At 57.1% G+C, this 25,325-nt stretch carries 36 protein-coding genes and 2 pseudogenes; 2 read left to right on the top strand and 36 right to left on the bottom strand.

The genetic code is table 11. The features are described from left to right. Window positions 1-33 precede the first annotated feature (33 nt). A pseudogene (locus VL197_13055) lies at window positions 34-1,680 on the top strand (TSUP family transporter). A 257-nt stretch (window positions 1,681-1,937) separates the two neighbouring features. Then, complete coding sequence (locus tag VL197_13050; GenBank protein ID HUJ18906.1) at window positions 1,938-2,780, top strand: DUF169 domain-containing protein; 843 nt, start codon at window positions 1,938-1,940, stop codon at window positions 2,778-2,780. Window positions 2,781-2,879: 99 nt separating this feature from the next. On the opposite strand, the gene VL197_13045 is transcribed toward VL197_13050, so the two are convergent. From VL197_13045 to tuf, 36 genes and pseudogenes are all read right to left on the bottom strand, one after another. Further along, complete coding sequence (locus VL197_13045) at window positions 2,880-3,479, bottom strand: DUF2301 domain-containing membrane protein (protein HUJ18905.1); 600 nt, start codon at window positions 3,477-3,479, stop codon at window positions 2,880-2,882. A gap of 348 nt (window positions 3,480-3,827) precedes the next feature. Beyond that, on the bottom strand, window positions 3,828-5,348 hold the full coding sequence (locus tag VL197_13040) for an HD domain-containing phosphohydrolase (protein HUJ18904.1): 1,521 nt from the start codon (window positions 5,346-5,348) through the stop codon (window positions 3,828-3,830). Window positions 5,349-5,410: 62 nt separating this feature from the next. Further along, the gene (locus VL197_13035; protein ID HUJ18903.1) at window positions 5,411-6,859 is read right to left on the bottom strand and encodes an ATP-binding protein; all 1,449 of its coding nucleotides are present in this window, start codon (window positions 6,857-6,859) and stop codon (window positions 5,411-5,413) included. Between the two features lie 18 nt (window positions 6,860-6,877). Beyond that, the gene (locus tag VL197_13030; protein ID HUJ18902.1) at window positions 6,878-7,828 is read right to left on the bottom strand and encodes a phosphate/phosphite/phosphonate ABC transporter substrate-binding protein; all 951 of its coding nucleotides are present in this window, start codon (window positions 7,826-7,828) and stop codon (window positions 6,878-6,880) included. Then, the gene (locus VL197_13025; GenBank protein ID HUJ18901.1) at window positions 7,825-9,825 is read right to left on the bottom strand and encodes an ATP-binding protein; all 2,001 of its coding nucleotides are present in this window, start codon (window positions 9,823-9,825) and stop codon (window positions 7,825-7,827) included. The genes VL197_13030 and VL197_13025 overlap by 4 nt, the downstream gene beginning before the upstream one ends. A 322-nt stretch (window positions 9,826-10,147) precedes the next feature. Beyond that, window positions 10,148-10,498: pseudogene (gene rplQ, locus VL197_13020) on the bottom strand (50S ribosomal protein L17). A 26-nt stretch (window positions 10,499-10,524) separates the two neighbouring features. Next, window positions 10,525-11,547: a DNA-directed RNA polymerase subunit alpha gene (locus VL197_13015; GenBank protein HUJ18900.1), complete on the bottom strand. Its 1,023-nt coding sequence runs from the start codon at window positions 11,545-11,547 to the stop codon at window positions 10,525-10,527. A gap of 96 nt (window positions 11,548-11,643) precedes the next feature. Beyond that, window positions 11,644-12,273 (bottom strand): 30S ribosomal protein S4, encoded by a 630-nt coding sequence (gene rpsD / locus VL197_13010; GenBank protein HUJ18899.1) that lies wholly within the window; start codon window positions 12,271-12,273, stop codon window positions 11,644-11,646. Between the two features lie 26 nt (window positions 12,274-12,299). Then, the gene (gene rpsK / locus VL197_13005) at window positions 12,300-12,674 is read right to left on the bottom strand and encodes a 30S ribosomal protein S11 (protein ID HUJ18898.1); all 375 of its coding nucleotides are present in this window, start codon (window positions 12,672-12,674) and stop codon (window positions 12,300-12,302) included. Between the two features lie 53 nt (window positions 12,675-12,727). Next, entirely contained in the window at window positions 12,728-13,120 is a 393-nt protein-coding gene (rpsM, locus tag VL197_13000) for a 30S ribosomal protein S13 (GenBank protein ID HUJ18897.1), read from the bottom strand. An 89-nt stretch (window positions 13,121-13,209) separates the two neighbouring features. Then, window positions 13,210-13,323: a 50S ribosomal protein L36 gene (gene rpmJ / locus VL197_12995; protein HUJ18896.1), complete on the bottom strand. Its 114-nt coding sequence runs from the start codon at window positions 13,321-13,323 to the stop codon at window positions 13,210-13,212. Window positions 13,324-13,364: 41 nt separating this feature from the next. Beyond that, complete coding sequence (gene infA, locus VL197_12990) at window positions 13,365-13,583, bottom strand: translation initiation factor IF-1 (protein ID HUJ18895.1); 219 nt, start codon at window positions 13,581-13,583, stop codon at window positions 13,365-13,367. 42 nt (window positions 13,584-13,625) lie between these two features. After that, the gene (map, locus tag VL197_12985; GenBank protein ID HUJ18894.1) at window positions 13,626-14,375 is read right to left on the bottom strand and encodes a type I methionyl aminopeptidase; all 750 of its coding nucleotides are present in this window, start codon (window positions 14,373-14,375) and stop codon (window positions 13,626-13,628) included. 14 nt (window positions 14,376-14,389) lie between these two features. After that, window positions 14,390-15,634 carry a preprotein translocase subunit SecY gene (gene secY / locus VL197_12980; protein HUJ18893.1) on the bottom strand — a complete coding sequence of 415 codons (1,245 nt, stop codon included), beginning with the start codon at window positions 15,632-15,634 and terminating at the stop codon, window positions 14,390-14,392. 56 nt (window positions 15,635-15,690) lie between these two features. Continuing rightward, entirely contained in the window at window positions 15,691-16,131 is a 441-nt protein-coding gene (rplO, locus tag VL197_12975; protein HUJ18892.1) for a 50S ribosomal protein L15, read from the bottom strand. A 37-nt stretch (window positions 16,132-16,168) separates the two neighbouring features. Further along, window positions 16,169-16,366 carry a 50S ribosomal protein L30 gene (rpmD, locus tag VL197_12970; protein ID HUJ18891.1) on the bottom strand — a complete coding sequence of 66 codons (198 nt, stop codon included), beginning with the start codon at window positions 16,364-16,366 and terminating at the stop codon, window positions 16,169-16,171. Window positions 16,367-16,368: 2 nt separating this feature from the next. Then, window positions 16,369-16,878 (bottom strand): 30S ribosomal protein S5, encoded by a 510-nt coding sequence (gene rpsE / locus VL197_12965; protein HUJ18890.1) that lies wholly within the window; start codon window positions 16,876-16,878, stop codon window positions 16,369-16,371. A gap of 26 nt (window positions 16,879-16,904) precedes the next feature. Then, complete coding sequence (gene rplR, locus VL197_12960; GenBank protein ID HUJ18889.1) at window positions 16,905-17,267, bottom strand: 50S ribosomal protein L18; 363 nt, start codon at window positions 17,265-17,267, stop codon at window positions 16,905-16,907. Window positions 17,268-17,343: 76 nt separating this feature from the next. Next, window positions 17,344-17,892, bottom strand: a complete 549-nt coding sequence (rplF, locus tag VL197_12955) for a 50S ribosomal protein L6 (GenBank protein HUJ18888.1) — start codon at window positions 17,890-17,892, stop codon at window positions 17,344-17,346. Between the two features lie 46 nt (window positions 17,893-17,938). Next, window positions 17,939-18,334 (bottom strand): 30S ribosomal protein S8, encoded by a 396-nt coding sequence (rpsH, locus tag VL197_12950; GenBank protein ID HUJ18887.1) that lies wholly within the window; start codon window positions 18,332-18,334, stop codon window positions 17,939-17,941. An 18-nt stretch (window positions 18,335-18,352) separates the two neighbouring features. Continuing rightward, complete coding sequence (locus VL197_12945) at window positions 18,353-18,538, bottom strand: type Z 30S ribosomal protein S14 (GenBank protein ID HUJ18886.1); 186 nt, start codon at window positions 18,536-18,538, stop codon at window positions 18,353-18,355. A 35-nt stretch (window positions 18,539-18,573) separates the two neighbouring features. Then, window positions 18,574-19,119 carry a 50S ribosomal protein L5 gene (gene rplE, locus VL197_12940; protein HUJ18885.1) on the bottom strand — a complete coding sequence of 182 codons (546 nt, stop codon included), beginning with the start codon at window positions 19,117-19,119 and terminating at the stop codon, window positions 18,574-18,576. 214 nt (window positions 19,120-19,333) lie between these two features. Next, a complete protein-coding gene (rplX, locus tag VL197_12935; protein HUJ18884.1) occupies window positions 19,334-19,645 on the bottom strand; it encodes a 50S ribosomal protein L24 in 312 nt (103 codons plus the stop codon). 42 nt (window positions 19,646-19,687) lie between these two features. After that, window positions 19,688-20,056 carry a 50S ribosomal protein L14 gene (gene rplN / locus VL197_12930; GenBank protein ID HUJ18883.1) on the bottom strand — a complete coding sequence of 123 codons (369 nt, stop codon included), beginning with the start codon at window positions 20,054-20,056 and terminating at the stop codon, window positions 19,688-19,690. A gap of 36 nt (window positions 20,057-20,092) precedes the next feature. Beyond that, window positions 20,093-20,362 carry a 30S ribosomal protein S17 gene (rpsQ, locus tag VL197_12925; GenBank protein ID HUJ18882.1) on the bottom strand — a complete coding sequence of 90 codons (270 nt, stop codon included), beginning with the start codon at window positions 20,360-20,362 and terminating at the stop codon, window positions 20,093-20,095. Then, complete coding sequence (gene rpmC / locus VL197_12920) at window positions 20,349-20,549, bottom strand: 50S ribosomal protein L29 (protein HUJ18881.1); 201 nt, start codon at window positions 20,547-20,549, stop codon at window positions 20,349-20,351. Before rpmC ends, rpsQ begins: the two co-directional genes overlap by 14 nt. Next, on the bottom strand, window positions 20,546-20,962 hold the full coding sequence (rplP, locus tag VL197_12915; protein ID HUJ18880.1) for a 50S ribosomal protein L16: 417 nt from the start codon (window positions 20,960-20,962) through the stop codon (window positions 20,546-20,548). The genes rpmC and rplP overlap by 4 nt, the downstream gene beginning before the upstream one ends. Window positions 20,963-21,005: 43 nt before the next feature. Continuing rightward, window positions 21,006-21,650, bottom strand: coding sequence for a 30S ribosomal protein S3 (gene rpsC, locus VL197_12910; protein HUJ18879.1), 645 nt, complete (start codon window positions 21,648-21,650; stop codon window positions 21,006-21,008). An 18-nt stretch (window positions 21,651-21,668) separates the two neighbouring features. Then, window positions 21,669-21,998, bottom strand: a complete 330-nt coding sequence (gene rplV, locus VL197_12905; GenBank protein ID HUJ18878.1) for a 50S ribosomal protein L22 — start codon at window positions 21,996-21,998, stop codon at window positions 21,669-21,671. A gap of 36 nt (window positions 21,999-22,034) precedes the next feature. Beyond that, window positions 22,035-22,325, bottom strand: a complete 291-nt coding sequence (gene rpsS / locus VL197_12900) for a 30S ribosomal protein S19 (GenBank protein ID HUJ18877.1) — start codon at window positions 22,323-22,325, stop codon at window positions 22,035-22,037. A 113-nt stretch (window positions 22,326-22,438) separates the two neighbouring features. After that, window positions 22,439-23,266, bottom strand: a complete 828-nt coding sequence (rplB, locus tag VL197_12895) for a 50S ribosomal protein L2 (protein ID HUJ18876.1) — start codon at window positions 23,264-23,266, stop codon at window positions 22,439-22,441. After that, window positions 23,267-23,554 carry a 50S ribosomal protein L23 gene (locus VL197_12890; protein HUJ18875.1) on the bottom strand — a complete coding sequence of 96 codons (288 nt, stop codon included), beginning with the start codon at window positions 23,552-23,554 and terminating at the stop codon, window positions 23,267-23,269. A gap of 2 nt (window positions 23,555-23,556) precedes the next feature. Continuing rightward, window positions 23,557-24,180 carry a 50S ribosomal protein L4 gene (rplD, locus tag VL197_12885; GenBank protein ID HUJ18874.1) on the bottom strand — a complete coding sequence of 208 codons (624 nt, stop codon included), beginning with the start codon at window positions 24,178-24,180 and terminating at the stop codon, window positions 23,557-23,559. A 21-nt stretch (window positions 24,181-24,201) separates the two neighbouring features. Then, window positions 24,202-24,816, bottom strand: coding sequence for a 50S ribosomal protein L3 (gene rplC, locus VL197_12880; GenBank protein HUJ18873.1), 615 nt, complete (start codon window positions 24,814-24,816; stop codon window positions 24,202-24,204). A 44-nt stretch (window positions 24,817-24,860) separates the two neighbouring features. Next, entirely contained in the window at window positions 24,861-25,166 is a 306-nt protein-coding gene (rpsJ, locus tag VL197_12875; protein HUJ18872.1) for a 30S ribosomal protein S10, read from the bottom strand. 18 nt (window positions 25,167-25,184) lie between these two features. Further along, window positions 25,185-25,325: elongation factor Tu (gene tuf, locus VL197_12870; GenBank protein HUJ18871.1), on the bottom strand; the 141-nt coding region annotated here is incomplete at its 5' end.

The following is a 25,325-nucleotide window of genomic DNA, read 5'->3' as shown; positions in this document are numbered from 1 at the left end:
CGCGCTGACACGCTGAAAAGGAGACCGCGACCCATGCATGTCCAGAAGAGCCGTCCGTATCTGCTGATGTTCCTTGTCGCTGCTTTTATCGCAGCATCGGGCCCCGTCCTTGCCAAACAGCCTTCTCCAGGGCCTAGACCCGCTGCAAAGACAGCGCAACCCGCACTCGCCGTCCAGATCGACAAGCCGGAATACGGCCAGGGAGACACCGTCCTGCTGCGGGGCACGGCGCCCGTGGGGAAACCCCTCTTCATCGAGGTGGCCTCGGAAAAGAGCGTCGAGGTCCGGAGGCTCGACAGCAAAAAGGACAAGGAGACCAACAGGATCCCGTGGATATTCTATACCAGCGATAACGTCCCCGCCTATTACGCAATGCTCATTCCGAAGGACGCCAGGGAGAAGATCGAAGCGCTCAAGGCCCAGAAGGACGACTGGAGCTATTCCGGTGCTCTGAAGGACCTGGGGATAGATGCCGAGGGGCTTCGGCCTTCGACGGCAACGGTAGAACGGCGCAAGACCTCCATCATCGCGGTGATCACCGGATCGCGCGGCGCCCTCATGGACCCCCTGGACGCCAAGGGCAACCTGAAGGCTGTGCTGCCGCTGTACAAAACGCGATTCAAGTCACCGGGCGCACTCTTGAAGCCGGCGATCGATATCAGACCGGATGGAACGTTCGAAGCCGCCCTGAAACTGCCGAAGGGTGTGGCTGACGGGAAGTACACGGTAACGGCCTTCATTGACAAAGATACGAAGGCATTCGCCTCGTTCTTGACCACCCTGCCCCCGGGCACGTGGTACTTCGAACGGGCGGGAATGGCCGCGAACATCTTCGGCCCCTTCTTCCTCGCCCTCGTGATCACGATGCTCGGCGTTTTGATGGGCGCCGGCGGCGGCTTTATCCTGAACCCGCTCCTGATCAGCATCTACGGGCTGCCGCACACAATCGTGGCCGGCACGGTCCTCCCGACCGTCCTTTTCTCGCAGGGTTCGGGCATCTATAACTACAACAAGATCGACTTCATCAGCTGGAAGCTGGGCCTGCTCATGGGAACGGCCATGCTGGCCGGCGGATTCATCGGGCCGGTACTGACCCAGCTCATCTCGCTGTCCCAGTACAAGAGCTGGTTCGGGATCGTGCTGATCATCCTCGCGGGCCTCATGCTCTGGCAGACGCTGCCCGCGCAGGTGGCGAAGAACAAGCAGGAACAGGAGATACTGAAGCACTTGAAGAAACTCGCCGAACAGAAGCAGTGCGAACCCGGGAAAGCATAAAGGAGGAACAACATGAATATTCATTTTTGCGGACAGGATGTCAAGGCCAATCCCGTGATCGGTGTCATCGGCGCGTTCCTGATCGCCGTGGTTTCCTCGATGTTCGGGTTCGGCGGCGGGCCCTTCATGGTGCCGCTCATGACGGTCATCATGGGCCTGCCGATGTACGTGGTGGTCGGGAGCTCGCTTCTCGCCATCTTCTTCAACACCCTGATGGCCTCATCGAAGAACGCCTTCTTCGACACCATCGATTACAAGCTCTTCGCCATCATGGCCGTGGCCGCGGTCATCGGCGGGTACCTCGGACCGCAGATCGCGAAGCGGATCAGTCCCCTCTGGGTGAAGCGCGTTGCGGTTGTGCTGCTGCTGGCCCTCGCCACCCAGCTCCTCGGCTGGTGGGGGTAGTGACCGCGGAACCATGGGGAATGCGGGCGTTGGGATATTCAGGAATACAGGAGAAAGCAACCTCGTTCGTCATTCCTGCAAAAGCAGGAATCCAGAGCCGTATTGAAAATCACACCCTGCACTCGCGCTGCCGCACTCATAAATGCTGGGTGCAGGCTGGATTCCGGGTCAAGCACGGAATGACGGCGGGAAGCACTCCTCGTGATCATCTTGATGTCAGAAAGCTTTCAGCAAAATATCAGTAAGGAGAAGTTTTTATGATCGATACCATGCAATTGCTCGATGACGTGGCCTTTGCGAAGGCCTTGCTTGCGAAGAAGTCGCTCAGCAACGCGGACCTCGTGTTCGCACTCCGGAACCTGCTCCGGATGAAGTACTATCCTGTCGCCGTCAAGTTTTTCTTTTCCCAGGACGAGTTGGATGCCTTCAAAAAGAGCGTTGATTACAAGGTCTCTGCGCACGCCTTCACCTTCTGCCATTACCTGGCCGCATCACGCCAGCGGGGCGACATCCTCCTGAGCCCCGAGAAGGGACTGGGATGCACGAATGCGAAATATATCTTCGGATGGAAGGGAATGGACGAGGGTGAGATCAAGAGCCATTTGAAGTACGCGAAGGACATGAAACAGGCCGAAAAGATCGTGAAGATCAAAAAACGGCTGCCCGGGAACCTGCTCGCCTTTGCCACGGCGCCGCTCCACATGGCGCCCTACAAGCCTGATGTGATCCACGGGATGAGCGACGTGCTCCAGGCCTATCATCTCGGGAACGACTGGTCCGCCGCCATGGACATCATGCCCTTCGAGATGACCATGACCATGAACAGCTCGGCCTGCCACGGCGTTACCGCGGTCTATCTCGACAAGAAGCCGAACATCGCGCCCATGTGCAGCGGCAGCTACACCGCGGGCAAGACCGAGCAGGGAGAGATCAACTGGATCTGGCCCGGCGACCAGCTCGAGCCCACGGTACGGTGGATGCTCGAGCGCACCGTGCGCGACAGCGGCCCCTCCTTCCCGCGCACGGGCGAGACCTATCCGGGGTTCAACATGTGCAAGCTCTGCCCTTTCCTCGTATGGCACAAACCGGTGGAGAAGTAACACGGTCAGACATTCGCAAGAGTGACTCAGAAAAGAAAAACTCCCGTCCAAGGAATGGGCGGGAGTTTTTTATTGTTTTGAATACTTATACAGAGCTGCCTAATACACTTTCTGATGCGGCGATCCACATACATCGGTCGAACATTTTGATAACAACGGCTGCTTCAGCTTCTTACCCGTCAGCGAGAGAAGCAGTATAAACAGTATCGAGAAGCCGAGGGAATTAAAGATGTGGTTTTCCCTGCCGACGAGGTTTGCCAGGACCATGATGGGAAAACCGAACATCGCCAGGAGCCATCCTTCCCGGTAGCCGAAGCAGTACGCTTCCTTGCCCACCATCCCAGCAGCGCCGACGCAGACCAGCCCTATCCCCGCGATCATGACCGCGCCGGCATACTGCTCGGGCGCTGCGAAGTACCCAGCCACCTGCAGCACTAATCCGATGGTCACCGAACTCACAATGAATTTCTTGACCGGACGCATCCAGACGAGCAGGTAAACAGCCGAGAGCAGGACCCCGGTCTCAAACAGCATGATGCCCGTGGTATAGAACGGGCTTTCCAGCGGGTAGAGAACGGCGAGCAGCGCGAGGCCGAAGACCTGTATGAGAAGCCCCGCGCGGTAGGAGATATCATGCCGCCGGCCGTAGGTCAGGCCGGACGTGGCGATCTGTTGTTCGAGGGTGGGTGTATTTGACATGGCCGCTTTATAACACGGGGTCCCTCTTTATGCAAGGGAAAAGCGGGCGGACAGGAGAACGATAACAAGGAAACCCGCTCAGCCGGACAGCCCGGCATTAATTCGTAGCGCTCGGCTTTCTCAATGCGATAGTCTTCTTTTCGTAGATTGCAGTTATCTTCGCGAAATCTGATTATTCGCTTTAAAGAGGGAAATGAAGCACAAGAAATCCTCGTTCACTGGTATTGGAGGAACTGTTTCATTGTCGAAGACGAATCCAACAAGAACGGAAGAATCGGGGCAACTGACAGGTTTTAAAGCCTCCGGTTTGAGCTCCGGCGGAGCTTCAGTTGAGCTATCAGCAAATGATCACTGCTGAATCTGTTTTCCGTCCCTCTCCATCCCCGAAGCATACTGATAATAGGTGTGCATCCCGAGCTTCAGGAGCCCCTTTTCGATCAGCCTCCGCGCGGACTCGGTGACCTTGGGGTCGAACTGCTGCCCCGATTCGCGCTCCAGTTCGAGAAGCACCTCGTCGCTCGAGATCGTGCCGCGGTAGGGCCTTTCCGAGACCATGGCGTCTATGGTGTCGGCAACGTTGAGGATCCGTGCCGCGAATGCTATCGCCTCCCCGGAAAGCCCCTGGGGATAGCCCTTGCCGTCGTAGCGTTCGTGATGCTGGTAGATGGCGCTGATGATGGCGGGCGAAAAACCGATCGGTTCGAGGATCCTGATGCCGTGGGCCGGATGGTCCTTCATGATGTCGAACTCCTCGCGGCTCAGACGTTCCGGCTTGCTGATGATCAGCTCGCTGATCGCGATCTTTCCCACGTCGTGCAGGATGGCGGCGATATGCATCTCCTCGAGCTGTGTAGGGCTCAGCCCGAGGTCACGCGCGATGGCCACGGCGTATTTGGCCACGTTCGTCGAGTGCCAACGCGTATAGGGGTCCTTCGCCTCGACCGCGGCGACCAGCGCCTGCACCGTCCGGAAATAGTTCTCCCGCACGTCCTCGAAGAGCCCCGCATTCTCCATCGCGGTCACAACCTGGCTCGACAGGATGAGGACGATCTGCAGGTCGCTGGTGCTGAACGGGACGCCCGACAGCTTGCTCACGTTGAGCACGCCGAACATCTTGTTCCTGCCGATCAGGGGCACCGACATGGACGAAGCGGGCATGTCCTCGGAGTTGATCGCCGCCATCACTTCCGGATCGGGATGTCTCCCGGAGGAGATGATCAGTGGCTTCTTGTGCTTCAGCACCAGCCCCGAGACTCCCTCGCCGATCTTCCGTCTCGCTTTCGCCGCCGTGTCCGTTCTGAGCCCGTGGGAGGCACGGATGAGAAGATCGCCGCTGGCCTCGTCGACCAGCATGAGCGATACGCGGTCGACCGAGAATTCCTGCACGAGGACCTCGGTGATGATCTTGAACAGATGGGCCAGGTCGATCTCCGTGACCAGAAGCTTGCTGATCTCGAAGAGGGGAATGAGCGCCTTGAGCCTGATGTTCTCCTTCTGCAGCCTGCTGCGGGTCACTGCCCGTTCCACGGCGCCCAGGAGCTCCTCCTGGGTGAAGGGTTTGAGCACAAAACCGTCGACACCCCGCATGAGAGACTCGATGGCCGTGTCCAGCGTGCCGTGGCCGGTGATGAAGATCGTTACGATGTCCTGGTCCAGCTGCTTGACGCGCTCGAAGAGCTCCAGGCCGTCGATCTCCGGCATCTTGATGTCCGTTATGAGCAGGTCCATATCGTTCCGGGCAAGTTCCTCGAGCGCGGCGGTGCCGTTCGGGGCCACCGTCACCTGGTACCCTTCCGCGGTGAGGATGTGATAGCACAGATCCCGGATCATCTCTTCATCATCAACGATCAGTATCTTCTCACCCGCCATGATCACTCTCCTTATCGCGGCCAACGCATCCCGCGGCAGACCGTCAGCGGCCCGCCCGTTCCCTATGTCCGCCCCGCCGGCAGCAGGACCCGAAAGGTGGACCCCTCTCCAACAGTGCTTTCTACTTCGATGATCCCGCCGTGATTCTGCACGATCATATAGCTGATTGAAAGGCCCAGGCCCGTCCCCTCCCCCTCGATCCGCGTCGTGAAAAAGGGGTCGAAGATCTTGTCAAGCTGGTCCTCGGGAATGCCGATGCCGGAATCCCGGAATTCGACCGCTACGGTATCCTGCCCGATGGATTCCCGCCTGCAACTGGCCCTGATGGTCAGGTCCCCGCCGGAGGGCATTGCGAACAGGGCATTGTTGATCAGGTTCAAAAAAACCTGCTTAATTTCATCCCTGTCGACGGCCACATCGGGCAGTCCTTGCGGGCACTCGATGCGCAGGGTAACATTCGACAGCCGCGCCTGTCCTCTCACGAGTTCCAGCGTGCTCTCGATCAGGCCGGTGACCGTCGTCCGTTCCAGGTGCGGGGGCTTCCTCCGGGCGAAATCAAGAAGGTTCTTCAGGATCTCCCGCGCGCGCAGCGTCTCCCGTTCGATGGTCTTGAGCTGCTCTTTCTTCTCGGCGGGGATGTCGTCGGATTTCAGCAGCAAGCCGGCGTATCCCAGGACGCCGGTCAGGGGATTGTTCACTTCGTACGCGATGTTGGCCGCAAGCTCTCCGATCGCGGCCAGTTTGGCGCTCTGTACCAGCTGACGCCGCGACTGCTGCAGGTTGTGGGTCATCGTGTTGAAAGCCTCTCCCAGCTCCCGGAACTCGCTTCCCTTGCTGTCGGTGATGTCTACGCGGTGCTGCAAATCCCCCCGCGCGATGCGTCTCGTGGCGTCAAGCAGGGCCCGGAGTACGCGGTCAAGGCTCCTTGCCAGGACCCACGCCGTCACGACCGCAAGCAGGAACCCGATCAGAAGGGTCGCCGAGAGGACCAGGCGGACTTCCCGGATCGTGGCCATTGTCTCTTCCGTCTTCTGCTGAAGCCGGACATTGGCGGTAAAGGCCATCCCCTGCGTCATGGCGATGAGCTCCTGGCCGATATCCTGGACACGGCGCTCAAGCGCGGCGACCCTCGCCGGGTTGGCGGACACGGTGACGAGACCGCTGATCGCGCTTTTGTAGTCATTTGCCATGTCCCGCATGCTGCTCAACCCCTGGGCGAGCTCCGGGGTATGATGACAGCCCATGCACGAGTCCATTACCCTGTCCATCTCCTGCACCTGGGCCACGAGGAGGTCAACGTCGCCCGAGCTCCGGACCCGGTCGCGGAGGATATGGGACTGGACCTGCTGGACATGGATAATGAGGTCCTCGCGCAGGATCTCGACCTGGTGCAGCAGGATCAGGCGGTCCATGCGCTCGGTCGTCCTCGTAATATAGAAGACGGCGATCAAGCTGCCCATCAGGAAAATGACGAGCAGCGATCCGAGGCCAATGAGAATTCGCTTTTTCATCCGTTTTGTCTGATCACCTCACCGGCTCTGGTAGCGGTACGTCTTGAAGTCGAGACCCGCCTCGGCCGCCAGTGAATACAGATAAGCGTAATCGCGGTCATTCGTTTCAATGAAGCCCCGCGCGCCGAATCGCTTCAACGCCTCTTCCCCTTCGGCATCCCTGTCCATGGCGACCAAGGCCTGCCTGAGCGCGCTCCTGAGCTTCGGATCCAGGTCCTTGCGGACGGCGAGACAATTCTCGGGCACCACCCCGGAAGTCGCAAGAATGACGAGTTCTTTTCCTATCCGGGAGTTCTCACGCGCCATCTGGTCGTAGATCGTATTCTTCGCCGCGCCGGCGTCCGCCTCACGGTTCAACACGGCCAGTATCGCAGCGTCGTGACTCCCGTAAAAAAGGGCCTCCTTCACGAACGCCTCGGGGTGGACACGGACACCTTGCCCCCTGAAATAGGCCAGGGGAAACAGGTATCCCGCCGTGGTGGCGCGGTCCACGAAGGCGAAGCGTTTCCCCCGCAGGCCGGCCACATTCCGGATGCCACTGTCCCTTCTGGCAAACAGATATCCGTGATAGGTCGTAGTCCCGTCCGGGTTGACCGGCCTCGCCACCGGCTCGACGCCGAGTTGCCGGCGGGCCAGGGCATAGGTAAAGCTGCCGAAAAAAGCACCGTCCATTTTTTCAGTGGTAAAGTGTTCAATGACATTTCCATAACTGGAGAGGCTCGTAAAGATCACCTTGACCCCCAGTCGCCGGGAGAGGTAATCCCCCAGAAACTGGTATCGCTCCCGCTGGCGGAAGATATTCTGCTCCGGAATGAGGCCTATCAGAAGTTGCTGCTGGGCAAAGCTCTCCCCGGGGCGCCGCTCCGGCTTCCACCGGTCGCAGCCGACGGAGGGGAAGACCGAAACGGCCAGCAGGACAATCAGAAATGTTGGTGCCCACGATGCCATGCATTCAATCGCCCGTTTCATTTATTCTGCATCAGGAACTGCTCCCTGACCAGGGGCAGGAACACTTTGAATGAAGTTCCGCGCCCCTCCTGGCTCTCGACCTCGATGCGGCCGCCGTGGTTCTGCACAATGCGGTAGCTGATGGACAGCCCGAGGCCGGTGCCGGTCCCGCTTTCCTTTGTTGAGAAAAAAGGCTCAAAGATCTTCTTGATATGCTCCTGGGCGATTCCGACACCGGTATCGGCGAATTCGACGACGGCCTCATACCCATTGGCCATGCCGAGGCGGACCAGGAGCCCGCCTCCTCCCGGCATAGCCTGGATCGCATTATTCATGATGTTGATGAAGACCTGTTTCATTTCGTTGGCGTCCATGTTGACGATGACCGGAGATCCGTTGTACTCCTCGCGGAGGGCGATTGATGCAGATTCGGCTGCGCCTCTGACGAAGGCCACGGTCTCCCGAAGCGGAACCAGGATATCACCGGGATGCATCCAGGACGTCTTCTGCCGGGAAAAATCGAGAAGATTGCGGATGATCTTTCTTACCCTCAGGGTCTCCTGTTCCATCATCCCCAGGATCCGGCCGGCGGGATCAGGCAGATCGGACATCTTCAGCAGGTGGGTCGTATACCCGAGAACGCTGGTCAGCGGGTTGTTTACCTCGTGGGCCACATTGGCTGCAAGTTCGCCGATGGCGGCCATCTTGGTCGAATGGACAAGCTGCTCCTGCGCGTTCCGAAGCTCGTTCATCTTTCCGATGAGGTCGGTGTAGAGCGAGGCATTCTGCAGGGCGGCGCCGGCCAGGTTCGAAAAAACCGTGAAGAGCCTGAGGTCCTGCCGGTCAAAACAAGCGCCGCCTTTCTTGTTCACGGCTGTCAGGAGGCCCGTCATCGTGTTCGATGACCACAGAGGAACGGCCATGATGCATTTGATCCCGAGTTCCTTCATCTCGCCGGCCTTGAGCCTGAAGTCCGTCTGCGCATCCGTTATCAGCAAAGGGGTTCCGTAGCAGGCCAGCCAATTATAGATGCCCCCCGCCTCGATCGGCAAAACTCTATCTCTCAGTGCCTGGGCCTTGTTCCCGAACACGCCCAAGTACGTGAGGACGAGGTCGCTGCTGTGAACGACAGCAACCGAGATCGTGTCGGCCCGCACCAGGTCCTCGGCCCGTGCCGCGATCTTGACGAGCAGCGCATCCAGATCGAGGCTCTCCATGAGGTCGAGTCCCGCCGTATGAAGGAGGAACAGGTCCTTGTTCCCGCGCGACAGGCTCAATTCCCGCTGTTTCAGGGTCAGCGCCATCTGGTTGAAAGAATGGCTGAGCTTGCTGATTTCATCTCTCCCCGTTACCGGCAGGGGAACGTCCCAGTTCTGCCTGCTCAGCTTTTCAGCGGCATCGCTCAGTTTTTGGATCGGCCGGGTGATCCCCATGGCGATGACCTGGCCGAAAGCGAGACCCACCAGAAGAATCAGCAGGAGCGCCCCCAAGGCCTTTTTCATGATGAGGGCAAACCGCTCCGCGTAGCGCTGTCCCGACAGGCCGACCCGCACGTATCCGACCTTCTGGCTGCCGGACATCACCGCGAGAATGAGGTCATACACACCGGTGTCCTTCGTGTTGAAAACCGGCTCGGTCACGCTGCTGTTGCTGCAGCTCAGCGGCACGTCTTCTTTCACGGCATTCCGGCCGGAGGGAATGGTATAAAAATAAGAATCGCTGTCGAAGAAGACCTCGGTCGAACTGCGTCCGATCAGAAGCTCGCAGTCGTGATTGTACATGATGATGTAAAGCAGGTCGCTTCCGGAGGGGAGGTCTTCGTTCGCCGCGAAAGGAGAGGTGATTTTCTTATAAAGCTCGAAACGGTTTCCCGTAAGGATATCGTCTACGGTCAGGGCAGCCAGACCCTTTGCCACGAAAAGAGCCCTGCCCCGTATTTCTGCGTCAAGTGCCTTCCGTCCCTGCCAGTGAAAGAAGGCTCCCGCCAGGACGGCGACCAGGATCACCGCTGCAGACAAAAAAAAGGAAATTCTGCAGCCGATTCCTCCCCACCAGCGAGCCAGAGCCTGCCTGGCAGGTTCCGACCGTGCGGCAAATATTTTTTTTATTTGAACCATAGCGCGTGGAGGAAAACATAGTAACACAAAAGCAACTTCTTGTAAATGCAATAAAAAAGGCAAGGGATCTCCCTTGCCTTATGCCGCTTCACTCATCTTCGGGAACGCGGCCTCCCGAACCATTATACTATAGTATGCCGCACGATCCTGTGACGCCGGACGTGCCTTACGCCGATTTCGCCTTCTCGCCCGCCTTTGCCTGAGGAGCCGCATTCTGGCCGCGCTCCACCAGTTCGATGACAGCCATCGGGGCGGCATCTCCGGGTCGCGTCCGGGTTGGCACGATCCTGGTATACCCGCCGTTCCGCGAGGCGAACCGGGGTCCTATCTGCGTGAACAGGCTGCCGACGACGGCTTCATCATTGATGAAGCTCAGGGCTTGACGCCGCGCATGAAGATCGCCCCGCTTCGCAAGGGTGATCATTTTTTCGGCCAGCGGGCGTATTTCCTTTGCTTTGGCAACCGTCGTTTCGATTTTTTCATTTCTCAGAAGCGAGGTAACAAGCATCCTGAGGAGTGCCCTCCGGTGGCTCGTATCCCGCCCAAACTGTCTTCCTGCGCAACCGTGTCTCATAGAACCCTTCCCTGCCCGTAAATGAATTAAACCTCGCTCGGCTTTTCGGCCAGGAGCCGTCTTGCTTCCGCAACGATCTTATCGTCAACCTTCATTCCCAGAGATAGCCCCATCTCCGCGAGTATCTCTTTTATCTCATTCAGCGATTTTCTGCCGAAGTTCTTGGTCTTGAGCATCTCGCTCTCGGTCTTCTGTACCATTTCCGCGATAGTTTCAATGCCCGCGTTCTTGAGACAGTTTGCCGCGCGGACCGAAAGCTCCAGCTCATTCACGCTGCGGAGCAGGTGTTCGTTGAACGAGGGTACGCGCTTGATCTCCTCTTCAACGGCGGGAAGCTCTTCCTCTTCCTCGGGAAGATGAATGAAGATCGACAGGTGGTCCTTTAGCAGCTTGGACGCATGGGCGACGGCGTCATCAGGCCGGATACTGCCGTCGGTCCACACCTCGAGGACCAGTTTGTCGTAGTCGGTGTCCTGCCCCACGCGGGCGTTCTCGACCTTGAAGTTCACCTTCCGGATGGGCGAAAAAATCGCATCGATCGAGATCACGCCGATCGGTTGCCCCGGCTCCTTGTTCTTGTCGGACGACACGTAGCCCCGTCCGCGCCGTGCCCGCATCTCGACCTCGAGCTTGCCGTTCTTATCGATCGTCGCGATATGCAGATCGGGGTTCAGGATCTCCACTTCGGCATCGGCCTCGATATCCTTGGCGATCACGGGACCGGGCCCCTTTGCCTTCAGGGAAAGCGTCTTCGGCTTATCCGTGTGCAGCTTGAGCCGGATTTCCTTCAGGTTGAGGATAATGTCGGTCGTGTCTTCAATGACGCCCGGAATGCTTGAAAATTCATGTTGCACCCCGGAGATTCTGAGCGAGGTTACCGCCGATCCTTCCAGCGAGGAAAGCAGTACCCGGCGTAATGAGTTGCCCAGCGTCGTTCCGAAACCGCGTTCCAGAGGCTCAGCCGTGAATTTGCCGTACGTATCGGTTATCTTCTTCGGATCGTACTGAAGTTTTTTCGGCATCTGGAAATCTTTAGCTTTTTTAAGCATGATTCCTCCATAACGGAGTGAAAGACTGATAGAATGTGCAAGAAGACTTGACAGGACCAAGATCCCGCCAAGCGCCGAAAGGTTCTGGTTCTCAGATTACTTTGAGTAGAGTTCGACCACCAGCTGCTCTTTGACCGTCGGCATGGTTGACTCATCCCGCGCCGGCAAAGCCAGCACCTTGCCCCTGAACTGGGCCTTATCGATCTCAAGCCAGGTCGGGAAGCCGCGCTTTTCGACGGCTGCCAGGGTCTGCTGGATCTGGGCGATGCCCCGGCTTTTTTCCTTCAGCTCTACAACATCACCGGCCTTCAGCAAATAGGAAGGAATGTTCACCTTTTTGCCGTTCACCAGGAAGTGCCCGTGCCGGACGAGCTGCCTTGCTTCCTTCTTCGCTCCGGCAAAACCCATCCGCTGCACGATATTGTCAAGCCTCCGCTCCAGGAGCTGCAGCAGATTGTCGCCCGTCACGCCCTTCATGCGTTCGGCCTTCTCGAAATACCCGCGGAATTGCCGCTCCAGTACACCATAGATACGGCGGATCTTCTGCTTCTCCCTGAGCTGCAGGCTGTACTCAGACTGCTTGATCCGTCCCTGTCCATGCTGCCCGGGCGGATACCCCCGCCTCGTGACCCCGCATTTATCTGTATAGCAGCGCTCTGCCTTCAGAAAAAGCTTGGTACCCTCTCTTCTGCAGAGCTTGCAAACTGATCCTATATACCGTGCCACCTGTTTCCTCCTGTTCTAACCCGTTTCTAAACCCTTCTTCTCTTTGGCGGCCTGCACCCATTGTGGGGAATCGGCGTCACGTCCTTGATGGCCACAATTTCAAGCCCCGCCGCCTGGATCGCCCGGATGGCAGACTCTCTGCCGGTTCCCGGCCCCTTGACAAACACCTCAACCTGCCTCATGCCATTTTCCATGGCTTTTTTTGCGGCTGTCTCAGCTGCCAGCTGTGAAGCAAAGGGTGTGCTCTTCCGTGAACCTTTGAAGCCTTTATTTCCTGCGCTCGACCACGTAATCACGTTTCCCGCGGTATCGGTGATCGTCACGATCGTATTGTTGAACGACGCATGAATATGCGCTACGCCATTGGCCACGTTCTTCTTTTCTTTGCCCTTCTTGGCCATTTTTCCTCCTCATCAATGACTGAATGCCGCCGGGAACACCCATCCCGGAACTGTTACTTCTTTGCCAAGGACTTTTTCTTGCCACGTCCCGCCATTGCGGATTTCTTCGGTCCTTTTCTCGTCCGGGCGTTGGTTTTTGTCCGCTGTCCACGGGCCGGCAGCCCCTTCCGATGCCTGAGCCCCCGGTAGCTCCCAACGTCCATGAGCCGCTTGATGTGCATCGTAATATCTCTGCGGAGGTCCCCCTCTATCGTATAGTCGCGATCCAGAATGCCTCGGATCTTAACGATGTCGGACTCCGTGAGATCGCTGCTCTTGACGCCTGGATTAATACCCGCTTCAGCCAGGATCTTCTTGGCAGACGACGGACCGATCCCGAAAATATAGGTGAGCGCGATCTCGATCTTCTTTTCTTTTGGCAAATCTACGCCGGCAATCCGTGCCACATTTCCTCCTGAACGACAAATCCGGGATACAGAATCCGAAACCTCCTCGATCTCGAATTTTACTATCCGGATTTAGAATTTGATTGCGATTAACCCTGGCGCTGCTTGTGACGCGCGTTCTCACAGATCACGCGCACAATTCCCTTGCGCCGGATAATAGTGCACTTTGGGCAAATTTTACGTACCGATGAACGAACTTTCATGACTCGACTTCCATCCTGTCCTGTAATTTTGGCTGCCGGCGCTACTTGAACCGGTAGGTGATCCTGCCCCGGGTAAGGTCATACGGCGTCAGTTCCACCGTCACCTTGTCTCCCGGAAGAATCTTGATGAAATGCATTCTCATTTTCCCGGATATATGTGCAAGAATCTTATGACCGTTCTCGATCTCGACGCGAAACATGGCGTTGGGAAGGGTCTCCAGAACGGTACCCTGTACTTCTATGGAATCTTCTTTCGCCATATCCTCTCGTTCGTGATCACCCGGCCGTGTCCACGGCCCGTTTCACCGCCGGCTCAATACCCACGGCCCTTCGGACGTTACTGCCACCGTATGCTCAAAATGCGCCGAAAGGCTGCCGTCCGCCGTCACGGCGGTCCAGCCATCCTGCAGCACGTAGGTTGCGCTTCCGCCCTTGTTGACCATGGGCTCAATCGCAAACACCATGCCGGGCTTGATCCTCGGTCCCTGGCCGCGCTCGCCGAAGTTAGGTATCTGCGGATCTTCGTGCATGTTGCTCCCGATACCATGCCCTACAAAATCCCGGACCACGGAAAATCCATTCGACTCCACATGCTGTTGCACGGCTGCGGAGATATCGAACAGCCTGTTGCCTGCCCGCGTCTGCGCTATTCCCTTGAAGAGGGCTTCCTCGGTTACGCTGATCAGCCGTTCGGCTTCCGGTGCAACCCTGCCGACCGGGAACGTCTTGGCCGCATCTCCGTAGAAACCTTCGACGATTGCCCCGACGTCGACACTGATGATATCGCCCTCAACAAGAGCAACATCCGTTGAGGGGATCCCGTGAACCACTTGACTGTTCACGGACGTGCACAGCGTTTTGGGATATCCCCGGTAGCCCTTGAACGCCGGAACCGCTCCTGAGGACAGGATCAGTTTCTCGGCGAACTCATCAAGACTCTGCGTGGTGACCCCGGGCCTGATCAGGGGGACTATTCCTTCAAGAACATCTGCGACGATGACACAGGCCCTGCGGATCTTTTCGATCTCCTGACGGGACTTAAGAATGATCATCGGACACCGGACGATCAGCGTCTTCCCTTGACGGAAACGCCCTTCAGGAACCCTCCGTAATGCCGCTGGATCAGATGGGACTCTATCTGTGATACGGTGTCGAGTGCGACGCCGATCACGATCAGGAGGGAAGTCCCACCGAAATAAAACGGCACATTGAAAATTTTGTAGAAGATATCAGGCAGCACGCACACCGCTGCGAGGTACAGTGCACCGCCGAGCGTGATGCGGGTCAGCACGCGGTACAAATAATCCGATGTTTTTTTGCCGGGCCGGATACCGGGAATGAATCCGCCGTATTTTTTAAGGTTATCCGCTATATCGACGGGATTGAATACAATCGCCGTGTAGAAATACGCAAAAAATATGATCATCATAACATAGACCGTTGTATACAGCAGCTTTCCCGGGGCCAATTGCTGCGCAATCGCCTGAATCCAGGGAACCTGGGCAAACCCCGCGATCGTGGCGGGGAATAACAGGATCGAGGACGCAAAGATCGGGGGGATAACACCGGCGGAGTTGATCTTGAGCGGCAGGTGCGTGCTCTGGCCCTTGTATATCCTCCTGCCCACCATCCGCTGGGCATACTGCACGGCTATTTTTCTCTGCCCGCGCTCCATGACAATGATGGCGGCGATAACGGCAACGATCAGGGCAATGATGATGAATACCATGAAATAAGCGATTTCACCCGACCGCACAAGGCCGATGGTATTGCTGACGGCGCGGGGAAAGCCGGCGACGATGCCGGCAAAAATCACGAGGGAGATCCCGTTGCCGATGCCACGCTCCGTGATCTGCTCTCCCAGCCACATGATAAAGGTGGTGCCCGCGGTCAACGTGATCATCGTCAGGATCCGGAAAGACCATCCCGGAGAATCAACGAACGCTCCGTCGCCCATTTTCTCGATGCCGACCGCCATCCAGAAGGACTGGAACCCGGAGATCAGCACGGTACCGTACCGGGTGTACTCGGTGATCTTCTTGCGGCCGGCCTCACCTTCCTTGGCCAGCGCCTGCAGCCTCGGGATGACGACCGTCAGGAGCTGGAGCACGATAGAAGCCGTGATATAGGGCATGATCCCCAGCGCGAAGATCGTGACCCGCGAGAGTGCCCCGCCGGAGAACATGTCGAAGAACCCCATCAGGCCTCCCGCTGCCTGGTGGAGGAACTGGCTGAGCGCCTCGCCCTTGATGCCCGGCGTCGGAATATGCGCCCCGATGCGATACACGGCCAGCATGAGAAGCGAAAACATGATGCGCTTCCGAAGCTCAGGGATGTTGAATATATTCTGAATGCCGGAAAACACCCTTAAATCACCTCGGCCTTTCCGCCGGCGGCCTGGATCTTGTCCACAGCGCTCTTGCTGAACTTGTGCGCCCGAACGGTAAGCTTGGTCTTCAGTTCTCCCGTGCCCAGCACCTTGAGCCCATCCTTGATGCTGTTGATCATTCCGTTCTGCTTCAGCAGTTCGGGAGTGACCGTATCGCTCGTGCTTATGGCAGCCAAGTCGCTGATGTTCACGATGGCGTACTCTTTCCGGAATATGTTCGTGAAGCCTCTCTTCGGAATCCGGCGCTGCAGCGGCATCTGTCCGCCTTCAAAGCCGGCACCCTTCACGCCGCCTGAACGGGCTTTCTGGCCCTTGTGCCCTTTTCCCGCCGTCTTCCCGGAACCCGAACCGGGACCGCGACCCACTCGTTTTGCCTTTTTTGTAGAACCTTCTTTAGGCTTTAGTTCTTCCAGTCTCATAATCGACTCTCGTCCTTAATGATGTATGATGCAGCGGCTACTGCGATTCCTCAACCTTCAGCAGGTGCGAAACCTTGTTGATCATTCCCCGTATCTCCGGCGTATCAACCCGTACGACCGAATGATTCAGTTTGCGAAGGCCCAGTCCGATCAGAACGACCTTGTGTTTTCCCGGCCGCGCGATGCCGCTCTTGACCAGGGTGATCTTGAGTTTTTTCCCGTCAGTCTTTGCCATGCCTATCCGAGCTCCTCTACGGACTTGCCCCGAAGCGCGGCCACCTGCTCGGCGCTTCTCAATTTTGTAAGACCATCGATCGTAGCGCTCACGACATTGTGCGGGTTGCTGGATCCCAGCGATTTGCACAGCACATTCCGTACACCGGCAACTTCAAGCACGGACCGGCTCGCACCGCCTGCGATCAAACCCGTACCTTCCGAGGCCGGCTTCAGCAACACCTTTCCCGCGCCGTAATGTCCGAGCACCTCGTGGGGAATCGTGTCGCCCTTCAGCGACACCGGGACCATGTTCTTCTTGGCCCGCTCCACCGCCTTCTTGATGGCAACGGGAGCCTCTGCGGCCTTGCCCTTGCCGACGCCTATCTTGCCGTGGCCGTCCCCGACAACAACCAGAGCGCTGAAATTGAACCGCTTGCCGCCCTTCACGACCTTGGCGACCCTGTTCAAGTAGACCAGTTTATCCTTCAGGCCGTCGCCTTCTTCTTCCCGTTTCTGGTATCGCTCTGCCACTGCCGCCTCCGCAATAATTACCGTTGCTAAAAATTCAGACCTTTTTCACGCGCCGCATCCGCCAGCGCCTTGATACAACCGTGATACTGGTAGCCACTGCGGTCGAACACAACATCCTTGATGTTCTTGCCCAATGCCCGCTCGGCTATGTTCGCGCCGACTTTTTTGGCTGCATCTACGTTGCCGCAATGCTTCATACCTGCAGCGACGGTCTTTTCCGTTGACGATGCCGAGATAAGTGTTCTTCCGTTGGAATCGTCTATCAGCTGCGCATAGATATGGCTCAGACTTTTAAAGACGGTCAACCGGGGCTTCGCCGCCGTGCCAAACACGTTCTTGCGTATTCTTTCATGCCTGCGTTTTCTGGCTTCCACTTTCCTGATTGCCACGGTCTCTCTCCATCCTCGAACATTCAGTATTCACTGCGGACAGCTTGCTGTCCGATGTGATCATACCGTATTCAAATTATTTGCCGCCCTTGCCTGCTTTGCCTTCCTTGCGGTGAATGACCTCGCCTCCGTACTTGATGCCCTTCCCCTTATAGGGTTCCGGCTTCTTGAGGCTCCTCAGGTTCGCCGCTATCTGTCCGATGAGCTGCTTGTCAACGCCTTTCAGCGTTATGGTCGTCTGCTTCGCATCGACGGTAGCCTTGATACCCTTGGGAATCGGATACACGATCGGATGAGAAAAGCCGAGGTTGAGCATAAGATTGCTGCCCTGCGCCTGAGCCTTGAACCCCACACCGCTTATCTCGAGGGTCTTTTCATAGCCTTTGCTGACACCGGCCACCATATTCGCAATGAGGTTTCTGGTCAATCCGTGCAGTTCACGGTAGATCTTCTGGTCCGACGGCCGCTGAACCACAAGGTGATTGTTTTCCTTCTTGACCGTGATCTTCGGGTTCACCTGCTGACTGATCTCACCCAGCGGCCCCTTCACCGTTACTTTTCCGGTTTCGAGCTTCGCATCGACCCCGGCCGGCATCTCTATCGGTTTTTTCCCAACCCTGGACATAACAGCTCCTCATCCTTAACGCAAAAGTTCAACACGTGAGAATTGTTCACCAGACGTGGCAGAGCACTTCTCCGCCCACGTTGTCCTTCTTCGCCTGCTTTCCGGTCTGGATCCCCTTCGGCGTTGAGAGAATGGCGGTGCCCAGCCCTGCCCGGACCCTCGGAATGGCCTTGTTGGCGGTATACACTCGGCAGCCGGGCTTGCTGACCCGCCTCAAGCCCTGGATGACGGGCATCTCTTCATCCGTATATTTGAGGTAGACGCGGATGATTCCCTGCCTGCGGTCTTTCACCAGCTTCACATTCTTGACATATCCCTCATCCTTCAGAATCTTCGCGATCTCTATCTTGAGTTTCGAAGACGGGATATCTACCTTCTCATGTTTCGCCCTACTGGCGTTGCGGATGCGCGTGAGCATGTCCGCTATCGGATCGGTCATCATCGATTCAAACCCCTTTGCTTACCAGCTTGCCTTCACAACGCCGGGGACCTCCCCCTTGAGCGCCCTGTTTCTGAAGCAGATCCTGCACATGTCGAATTTCCTGAGATAGCCGCGGGAGCGCCCACATAAAGGACACCGGTGGTATGCGCGCACTTTAAACTTCGGCTTCCTGGCTGCTTTCGCTATCAACGACTTCTTTGCCATGCTTCTTCCTCCAGTACATCAGTTTGCTGCCTGAACTACTTTCTGTAGGGCATGCCGAGATGACCGAGCAGTGCCCTGCCCTCTTCATCGGTCTTTGCCGTCGTGACGATCACGATATCCATACCGTGAATCGAGTCCACTTTGTCGATTTCGATCTCCGGGAATATCACCTGTTCCCTTATCCCCATCGTATAGTTGCCTCTACCGTCGAACGACTTGGACGGCACGCCCTTGAAGTCGCGAATGCGGGGGAGGGCCGCGCTTATGAACCGGTCGAGGAACTCATACATCCGTTCCCGTCTCAGCGTGACCGTACATCCGATCGGCATGCCTTCTCTCAGCTTGAACGTTGCAATCGATTTCTTGGCCCGCGTGATCACGGGTTTTTGCCCCGTTATCCTGCCAAGCTCATCGGCAGCAAACTCAAGGGCCTTGGCATTGCTGATCGCCTCGCCCATCCCGACGTTCAGCACGACCTTGACCAGCTTGGGCGCCTGCATGGGGTTCGTATAGCTGAACTCCTTCATCAGTGCCGGTATCACGACGTCGTGATACCGCTGCTTCAGCCGGGGCGTCGGCACCTTCTCGGGTGCGGCTTTCGGGGCAGGTTCCTTCCCTTCGGCCGGCTTGGATTCCTTCTTCCCTTCCTTCGCCGATGCCTTGGGTTTGGTTCCGGCCTTCGGTGCCGCCTTGGCCGCCGGCTTTTTCGGTTCGCTGCTCGTTGTCTTGTCTTTTTTATCCGCCATAATTCATTATCCTATTCGGTCTCGCCGTCATCCTTTAACCGATGCCGACCTAATCGAGGGTCGCGTTACATTCCCTGCAGACACGGACCCGCGGGCCATCACCCTGGGCCTGGCGGGAAATCGTCGTGGGTTTGTCGCACTTCGAACAAATGAGCCTCACATTGGCTGCGGCAATGGGGCTTTCCCTTTCGACAATCCCGCCCTGCCGGAGCTGCTGATTAGGCCGCGTGTGCCGCTTGATCATGTTCAGCTTTTCAATCAGCAGCCTGTTCGTGCGGGGGTAGACCGCAATAACCCTGCCCTTCTTGCCCTTCTCCTTGCCGGCGGTAACCACTACGTTGTCATTTTTTCGTATCTGCATTTTCCCAATCCTGAGCTAAAATGATCGTGGCGTCTGGTCCGGCTACAATACTTCCGGTGCCAGCGAAATGATCTTCATGAAATTTTTCTTGCGCAGCTCTCTCGCGACAGGCCCGAAGATACGAGTGCCGATCGGCTCGTTCGCATTGTTGATCAGCACCGCAGCGTTCCTGTCGAACTTGATATACGATCCGTCCTGGCGGCGGACTTCCTTGGTTGTGCGGACGACGACCGCCTTCGCCACGGTACCCTTTTTTACCTGCCCTTCCGGTATCGCCATCTTGATCGCCACGACGATCACGTCGCCGAGCGTGGCGTACCGCTTGCGGGTCCCGCCGAGGACCTTGATGCACATTACTTTTTTAGCGCCGGAATTATCGGCGACATCCAGTACCGTTTGCTGCTGAATCATATCGCACCCTCAAGAAAATAGTATGCCCTGCCGCGATTACTGAGTTGCCTTCTCGACGATTTCGAGTACCTTCCAGCGCTTTTCCTTGGACAGGGGCCGCGTCTCGATGAATCTCACGACATCGCCAACCTTGCACTCGTTCTTCTCGTCATGGACCTTGAATTTCGTGGTCCGTTTGATGGTCTTGCTGTATTTCGCATGCGCAATGCGCCGCGTTACCGCAAGAACCACCGTCTTGTCCATTTTGTCGCTGATGACCTGGCCGATATACGTCTTTCTCTTTTTAACCTCGTTAGACTCGCCCATACTTTTCCTTTAGGACCGTTTTTGTTTTCGCGATATCCTTGCGCAACGTTCTCAGACGCATCGGGTTCTCTATCTGTCCCATTACCTGCTGAACTCTCAGATTGAACAGCTCCTTCTTCAGGTCAGCCGCCTTGGTCAGAAGCTCGTCGCTGGACAAATCCCGCAGATCTTTCACACTCGTCTTCATAGTTCAGCCTCCCGGGAGACGAACTTGGTGGCGATGGGAAGTTTGTAGGCCGCCAGCCGAAACGCCTCTTTGGCCACTGACTCGTCCACGCCGCCCATCTCATACAGGACCCGTCCCGGCTTTACCACTGCCACCCAGTACTCAGGTGCTCCCTTGCCCTTTCCCATGCGCGTTTCAGCCGGTTTCTTCGTTATCGGCTTGTCCGGGAAGATCCGTATCCAGATCTTCCCCCCGCGCTTCACATACCGGGTCATCGCGATACGTGCGGCTTCTATCTGCCGGCTCGTGATCCAGCCCGGCTCCGTTACCTTGAGGCCGTACTCGCCATAACTGACCTCGGCCCCCCGGTACGCGGTTCCCGTCATCCTGCCCTTGTGCATCTTCCTGTGTTTTACTCGTTTCGGTGCCAGCATGATTACAATCCTTTATGCTTCGTCATGATTCGCCGCCGACAGATTACGCCGTCGCAGCAGCGGGCTGAAGGATATCGCCCCGGTAGATCAGGACCTTCACGCCAATCTGTCCCATGGTGGTCTTCGCTTCAAAAAAGCCGTATTGGATGTCGGCGCGCAGCGTATGGAGCGGAACACGGCCCTCGCGGTACCATTCGGTCCGGGCAATCTCAGCCCCCGCAAGCCGTCCGGCGCAGGTAATCTTGATGCCGAGGGCGCCGAGCCGCAGGGCCGACGTGACGGCCTTTTTCATGGCCCGCCGGAAGGCGATACGGCGTTCCAGCTGCAGCGCGATATTCTCAGCCACGAGCTGGGCATCGAGCTCCGGTCTCCGGATCTCCTGAATGTTGATATACATCTGTTTCCCGGTCATGGCCTCGAGGTCTTTCTTCAGCTTGTCTACCTCGGCTCCCTTTTTGCCGATGATGATCCCCGGGCGGGCAGTATGAATATTGATCTTGGCCTTCTGTCCGGCCCGCTCGATCTCGACCTTGGAAACACCGGCATGCATCAGTCGCTCTTTCACGATCTTGCGGATCTTGATGTCCTCGTGCAGGAGCGCCGCGTAGTTCTTCTCAGAGAACCAGCGAGAGTCCCATGTCTTTATGATGCCGAGCCTCAGCCCGATAGGGTGTACCTTCTGTCCCATTCTGCCTCCGTTTTGATACTACGCTGAAAGAACCAGCGTGATATGGCTGGTACGCTTCCTGATCACATTGCCGCGGCCCATGGCGCGGGCGCGCATGCGCTTCATCGTCACGCCCTGGTTCACGTATGCCTGGGAGACCTTCAGGGAATCGAGGTCTCCGACCTTCTTCTGTTCTGCGTTGGCGACCGCCGAGTCAAGGAGCTTTTTGACGATCCGCGCAGCATGGAGCGGCGTGAAGTTCAGAATGCTGATGGCATCACCCACGCGCTTACCCCGGATGAGATCTATGACCTGCCGCGCTTTGCGAGGCGTTATGCGTATGTGTCTTACTGTGGCCGTTGCTTCCATGTAATATCCTCACTCTACCTGGCACTGCGCCAAAGTTTACTTTGGCGCGCTCGCCTTTTCCGCTGCCTTGGAACCGCCGTGCGCCTTGAATGTCCGGGTCGGAGAGAACTCTCCCAACTTATGGCCGACCATGTTCTCGGAAATATACACCGGGATGAATTTCCTGCCGTTATGCACTGCAAGAGTATGACCCACGAACTCGGGTGTGATCGTCGACCGGCGTGACCAGGTCTTCGTGATCTTCTTTTCTCCGGCGTTGTTCATGGCCTCAACTTTCTTCATGAGGCTTTCATCGATAAAAGGGCCCTTCTTGACCGATCTCGGCACCGTAACCTCCGCTGCTTCGTATTACAATTTTATATTGGAAATTTAACGATTATGAAATTCAATTGACCCTTTGAATTTTTCAATTTCCAATGTTCTCTACCTGCAGGATATCGTTACCTGCTCTTGGTCCTTCTGGATATGATATATTTGTTGGTGACCTTGTTGTGCCTCGTTTTTTTCCCGTCGGGGAGGCCCCAGGGAGAGCATCCGGGTCTTCCACCCGATGACTTGCCTTCGCCGCCTCCAAGGGGATGATCAACCGGGTTCATGGCTACTCCGCGGACTCTCGGCCGCATTCCCATCCAGCGGGCCCTGCCGGCCTTGCCGATGGTGACGTTCTCATGGTCCAGGTTGCCCACCTGGCCAATGGTCGCCATGCATTCAGAGCGGACCATGCGGACCTCTCCGGAATTGAGCCGGAGCGTCGCGTATTCGCCCTCGCGTGCAAGAAGCTGAACCGATGAGCCCGCGCTCCGCGCTAACTGTCCGCCGGCGCCCTTCTTCAGCTCAACATTGTGCAGGACCGTACCAACCGGGATGGAACTCATGGGAAGCGCGTTGCCGGGCTTGATGTCTGCTTCCGGACCAGATACCACCACATCGCCCACCTTCAATCCGAGGGGAGCGATGATATAGCGTTTTTCCCCGTCCGCATAATGAAGGAGCGCAATCCTCGCTGAACGGTTCGGATCATACTCGACGTGAGCAACGGTCGCAGGAACCCCCGTCTTGTCGCGCCTGAAGTCGACAATCCGGTATTTCTTCTTGTGCCAGCCGCCCCGGTATCGGACGGTGATTTTGCCGCGATTGTTCCTGCCGCCGCTCTGGCTGACCTTGACCACGAGCGATTTCTCTGGTTTGCTCCGCGTCACTTCTTCGAATGTCGACGTGGTCTGGAAACGTCTTCCCGCTGACGTGGGATTATAAGTCTTTACCGGCATTTAAGCACCCTCGAATATATCAATCTTTTCACCCGGCTTGAGCGTGACATACGCCTTCTTCCAGTCGGACCTGCGGCCAACCCGCTGGCCCATGCGCTTCTTTTTCCCCGCGCTCTTCACCGTGGTCACATCGGCAACCTTCACCTTGAAGATTCCTTCAATCGCCTTCCGGACTTGAACCTTGTTCGCATCGGTCCTGACCTCAAAGGTGAGGACGTTGTTTTTTTCCTTGAGCCGTGCGCCCTTTTCAGTTATCCGCGGTACGCGGATCACATCGTACTGGTCGATCGTCATTTCCCGAACACCTCCTCGATTGTGTTCAGCGCGTCCTGCGTGGTGATGAGGTATCGGTACTTGAGAAGGTCGTACACGTTGATGTTTTCAAGGCGCAGCACCTTGACCGAGGGGATGTTGCGTGCCGCCAGAGAGAGATTCTTGTTTTCATCCTTGATCAGGAATACCGCATTCTCCTGCACGCCGAGCGTCTCGAGCATCGTCGATAAAAGCTTGGTCTTGGGTTCTGCAACGTTCAGGCTTTCAAGGAGGACCAGTCTGTTTTCCAAAACTTTTGCACTGAGGGCGTCCACGAGAGCCGCCCGCTTTGCCTTCTTGGGCATGGCGTAGGAATAATTCCTCGGCATCGGACCGAACACGGTGCCGCCATGCCTCCACAGGGGAGAGCGGTTGCTTCCCGCGCGGGCCCTGCCGGTACCCTTCTGCTTAAAGGGCTTCTTTCCGCCGCCGCTTACCAGTGCTTTATTCTTCGTTGATGCTGTGCCCGCCCGTCTGTTCGCAAGCTGATTCACGACGGCAGCGTGCATGAGGTGAGGACGAACCTCCGTTGTGAACAGCCCGGAAAGTTCCACATCCTTCACTTTTTTATTGTTCTGGTCCACCATTACCACTGACGGCATCGAAGTATTCCTCTATTTCTGTTAGTCTGCTTTATAAATCACGATCATCCCGTTCTCACCGCCGGGCACGGCCCCGCGGACGAACAAGAGATTCTGGTCAGGCCTCACGTCGACGACCTCGATATTCTTGATCGTCACGTTGTCCGCGCCCATATGTCCGGGCAGCTTTTTACCCGGCCACACACGGGAGGGGTACGCACTGGCACCGATGGAACCCGGGCGCCGGTTGAACATGGAACCATGCCCGCCCGGACCACCGGCAAACTTATGTCGCTTCATGACGCCCGCGAACCCCTTGCCCTTGCTGACTCCGCTGACCGCGACGCGTTCGCCTTTTTTAAAGATATCGACAGTGATCACCTGCCCCTGTTCGAACTCACCGGTCCGGAACTCGCGGAGGAAGCGGTGTGGCTGAACATTCGCTTTCTTGAAGTGCCCCTCGATCGCCTTCGTCACGCGGCCCTTTTTCTTTTCCTCCTGGAAAGCGAGCTGAACCGCCTCATAGCCATCGTGCTCGGCAGTCTTTTTCTGGACTACCGTACACGGGCCGGCCTGGATCACCGTGACCGGGATGAGCTCACCACCGCTGAACTGCTGGCTCATGCCGATTTTCTTTCCGATAATTCCCTTACTCATTTCACATCCCCTTACCCGCGCCGGAGGCGTGGCTGGTTTCAAAACTACAGCTTGATCTCCACGTCGACACCGGCCGCAAGATCGAGCTTCATCAGAGCGTCAACGGTCTGCGGCGTGGGGTCCAGAATATCCATCAGCCGCTTGTGCGTCCTGATCTCGAACTGCTCCCGGGATTTTTTGTCCACATGGGGGGAGCGGAGCACGGTCCACCGGTTGATCCTCGTAGGCAGGGGAATCGGCCCCGATACCCTGGCACCGGTTCTTTTCGCCGTATCCATAATTTCCACCGCGGACTGGTCGAGCAGTCTGTGGTCATAACCTTTTAAGCGTATCCTGATTTTCTGTGTCACGTGCGTTCCCTTCCCTCTTTACTCGATCACCTGGGTGATAACGCCTGCGCCGACGGTCCGGCCGCCCTCGCGGATCGCGAACCGAAGGCCCTGGTCCATCGCGATCGGCGTGATCAGCTCCACGCTGCAGGTCATGTTGTCGCCCGGCATCACCATCTC

The sequence above is a fragment of the Nitrospirota bacterium genome (assembly GCA_035516965.1).
Taxonomy (GTDB): Bacteria; Nitrospirota; UBA9217; order UBA9217; family UBA9217; genus MHEA01.
This window is presented reverse-complemented; position numbering and strand designations above follow the sequence as displayed.